Annotated in this window: 1 protein-coding gene; it reads right to left on the minus strand. The window is 70.4% G+C overall.

Features of this window, described 5'->3' with window-relative positions; translation table 11 throughout:
- On the minus strand, nt 1–3,602 hold a 3,602-nt coding region (locus ACFWF3_RS28295; RefSeq protein ID WP_379316515.1), incomplete at both ends, for an amino acid adenylation domain-containing protein.

A 3,602-nucleotide genomic window follows, 5' to 3' on the forward strand; every position in this document is an offset into this window, starting at 1 on the left:
GCATCTTCGGCGTCACGCCTGCTTGGATCTGCTGCCAGGCGGCAGCGAGGGCATCGAGCATGATGTGCCAGGACACGACGTCGACCGCGAGGTGGTGCACGGCGAGCAGCAGGATGTCGGCACCGGCGCCGGAGCCCGGCACGTCTTCGACAGCAGACTCGGTTCCCGCGAACCACACGGCCCGAACCATTTCCCCGGCCCGTGGGTCGATCGCGTCGTTCGCGATTCGCGCGTATTTCGTGATGGCCGTGTCGAGTTCGGTGCCGCTGAGCCCTCGCGGTGCTTCGATGACGAGCTCGCCCGCGTTCACCACGCCGGGCGCGCGCGTGACCATGCGCGGGCCGTCCGGTGTATCGGTGAGCACCGCGCGCAGGGTGTCGTGCGCGTCGAGCAGCGCCTGGAGGGTGGATTCCAGTGCCGCACGGTCGATTCCGGCAGGCAGACGCAGCAGCGCGGCCTGGGTGAAGCGGCGGTAGTTGCCGTATTCGTACATCCAGGAGACCACCGGCAGCGGCGGGACCACACCGTAGGCGTCGGCACCGGACTGCGCGGCGGCGGCCGGTGCGTCATCGACGGCGGCGGCGAGTTCGCGAATGGTCGGGCAGGCCAGCACCATGCGCGGATTGAGGGCGAGTCCACGGCGGCGGGCCTTGTTGACCAGCGAGATCGCGACGATGCTGTCGACGCCGAGTTCGTAGAAGTCGGCGTCGATGCCGGGCGCGCGGCCGTCGAAGAGTTCGGCGAACAGCTCGCTGAGCGCGATCTCGGTGGGCGTCTCGGCGGCCGCGTTACTGTCGGCGACCGACAGCGACTGCTCGGCGAGCTCGTTCAGCGCGGGACCGTCGAGCTTGCCGTTGACGTTCACCGGCAGCTGGTCCAGCACGACGATTCGCGCGGGAATCATGTACGCGGGCAGGCGTTGCGCGAGATCGGCACGCACCCGGCTGACGATCACGGCCCGCCCGGCCTTGCCGACGACGAAGCCGACCAGCGACGCGCCCCCGGCACGGCGCACCACAGTGACCGCGGCGGTGTCGATATCGGCCGAACGCCGCAGCGCGGTCTCGATCTCACCGACCTCGATGCGATAGCCACGCACCTTCACCTGGGCGTCGGCGCGGCCGAGGTAACCGAAGCGGCCACCCGGGAGCCGGCGCACGAGGTCGCCGGTGCGGTACATGCGCGCACCGGGGCGCGTCGGGTCGGCGACGAAACGGTCCGCGGTGATGGCGGGCTTGCCGAGGTAGCCGCGGGCCAGCTGCACGCCCGACAGGTAGAGCTCGCCGACGATGCCCTGCGGGACCGGCCGCAGCCGGGAGTCGAGCACGTAGCCGACCATGCCGCCGTTGGCGGTGCCGATCGTGGGGATCTCCGAGGTGGCCACGGGCGCGACCACCGCTTCGACCGTCGTCTCGGTGGGCCCGTAGCAGTTGTACACAGCCGTCGCGGGGAGCGCGCGCAACCGCGCCCACAGGGCGGTGTCGATCGCCTCGCCGCCGAGGGCCAGCACCGGCAGGTCACGATCGAGCAGGCCCGCTGCCGCCAGCTGGGCGAGCATCGACGGGGTGGTGTCGATCATGTCGATGTCGAATTCGGCCATGCCGGCGACGATGCGGTGCGCGTCGCGCATCTCCTCGGCGTCGAACAGGTGCAGCGCCTGCCCGGCGAGGAACCCGACCATCGGCTGCCAGGAGGCATCGAAGCCGAGCGACCAGGCGTGCGCGATCCGCAGGGGGCGGCCGAGCTTGTCCATGGCCGGACGGTAGAAGCGCGCGAGGTGATCGGCGAAGTAACCCGCCAGGGCGGCGTTCGTGCCGACGACCCCTTTGGGTTCGCCGGTCGAGCCGGAGGTGAAGATGATGTAGGCGCTGTGGTCGAGTTCGCGATTCACCGCAGGGGCCTGTGCGGGCCGGGCCGCGACCCGTGCGATGACGGCAGGATCGTCGAGCGCCAACACGGGCACCGATCGGTGATCGGCTGTGGTCTCGGTGACGCCGTCGAGCAGCGTCCGATCTCCGTCGAGGACGACGGCGAGAACCGGATTCGACTGGCGCAGAATCGAGGCGATCCGGGCGGCCGGGAGCGTGATGTCGACCGGGACGTAAGCAGCGCCCGCGGCGAACGTCGCCAGGATGGTGATGATCGAGCGCGGGCTACGCGGGAGCATCAGGGCGACAACGGTTTCCGGGGCGACGCCGTGCGCGGCGAACTCCCCGGCCAACCGGCAGGCTTCGTCGTGCAGCGCCCGGTAGGTGAACACCTCGCCCGCGGTGGTGGTGAGGGCGATCGCGTCCGGGGTAGCGGTGGTCTGCTGCTCGAACAGTTCCCACGGGGTGGCGGTCGGCGCCGGAGTCGTATTCGTTGCGGCACTGCGGAGTTCGGCGTGCTCGGCCTCGGTGAGCAGGTCGATCGCATCGGTGGTCGCGGTGGCGTCGAGGGTCGGCAGGGTGCGCAGGACGGTCAGCATCCGGGCGCCGAGGTCGGCGGGGTCGAGGTGTCCGAGGAGCGCGGGAATCGCTTCGACGAGGACGAGGAGTTCGCCGTCGCTCAGGTGGGAGACGACCGTGAGCGGGTAGTGCGCGAGGCTTTCCATCTCGATCGGCCGGAACCGGGCGCCGTCGGGGGCGGTGACCGTCTGGATGGCGTCGTCGATGGGGGCGTTCTCGAAGACGAACAGGGTGTCGAACAGGGCACCGTGACCGGCCGCGCGTTGCAGGGTCGACAGGCTGAGATACCCGATGTCGCGCATGGTCGCCGAATCGCGTTGCAGGCGTGCGCATTGCGCGACGACCGGCTCGGCGGAGTCGAGGCGGTGCACGACCGGGACGGTGTTGATGAACAGCCCGACCATGCCTTCGACGCCCGCGAGTTTCTCGGGGCGGCCGGAGATGGTGGTGCCGTAGACCACGTCTCGGCGGTCGGTGATGCGGCCGAGCAGCAGCGTCCAGGCGAACTGGACTGCGGTGTTCAGCGTCATCCCGTTGGTGCGCGCCCACTGCTGCAATTGCTCGGTTTCTTCGGCGGACAACCGGAGTCGCGTGGTCTCCGGGACTGCGGAGCCACGATCGCCGGTGCCGTCGGCCAGCACCAGGGGTGCGCTGACCTGCTGGAGGTACTCGGCCCAGCGGCGGGCCGCGGCGTCGTGGTCCTGCGCGCCGAGCCAGCCGATGTAGTCACGGTAGGGACGGGGCGCGGGCAGACCGTCGAGGGTGCCACCCGCTCGATAGACGGCGAGCAGCTCGGTGAAGAACACCGCGACCGCCCAGCCGTCCATCAGGATGTGGTGCGCGGTGAGGATCATCCGCTTGCGCGGCTGGGGCGCGTCGGTGACGTCGAGCAGCAGCACACGCAGCGCGGGACCACGGCTCAGCACGAACGGGACGCGGCGCTCGGATTCGGCGATCGCCTCGAATTCCGTGGTGAGCGCGTGTCGTTCGGCCCACGGCAATTCCGCGCGTGAGGGGATGATCTGCACCGGTTTGGGCACGTCGGTGTCCCAGAACGCGGCACGCAGGTTCGGATGGCGGTCCAGCATCGCCTGCGCCAGCCGGGGCACGGCCCGTACCCGCGTGAGGAGCACCGCGAGCGCGCAGCCGACGGCC

It is taken from the genome of Nocardia sp. NPDC060220 (assembly GCF_042727815.1).
In the GTDB taxonomy this organism is placed as follows: Bacteria; Actinomycetota; Actinomycetes; order Mycobacteriales; family Mycobacteriaceae; genus Nocardia.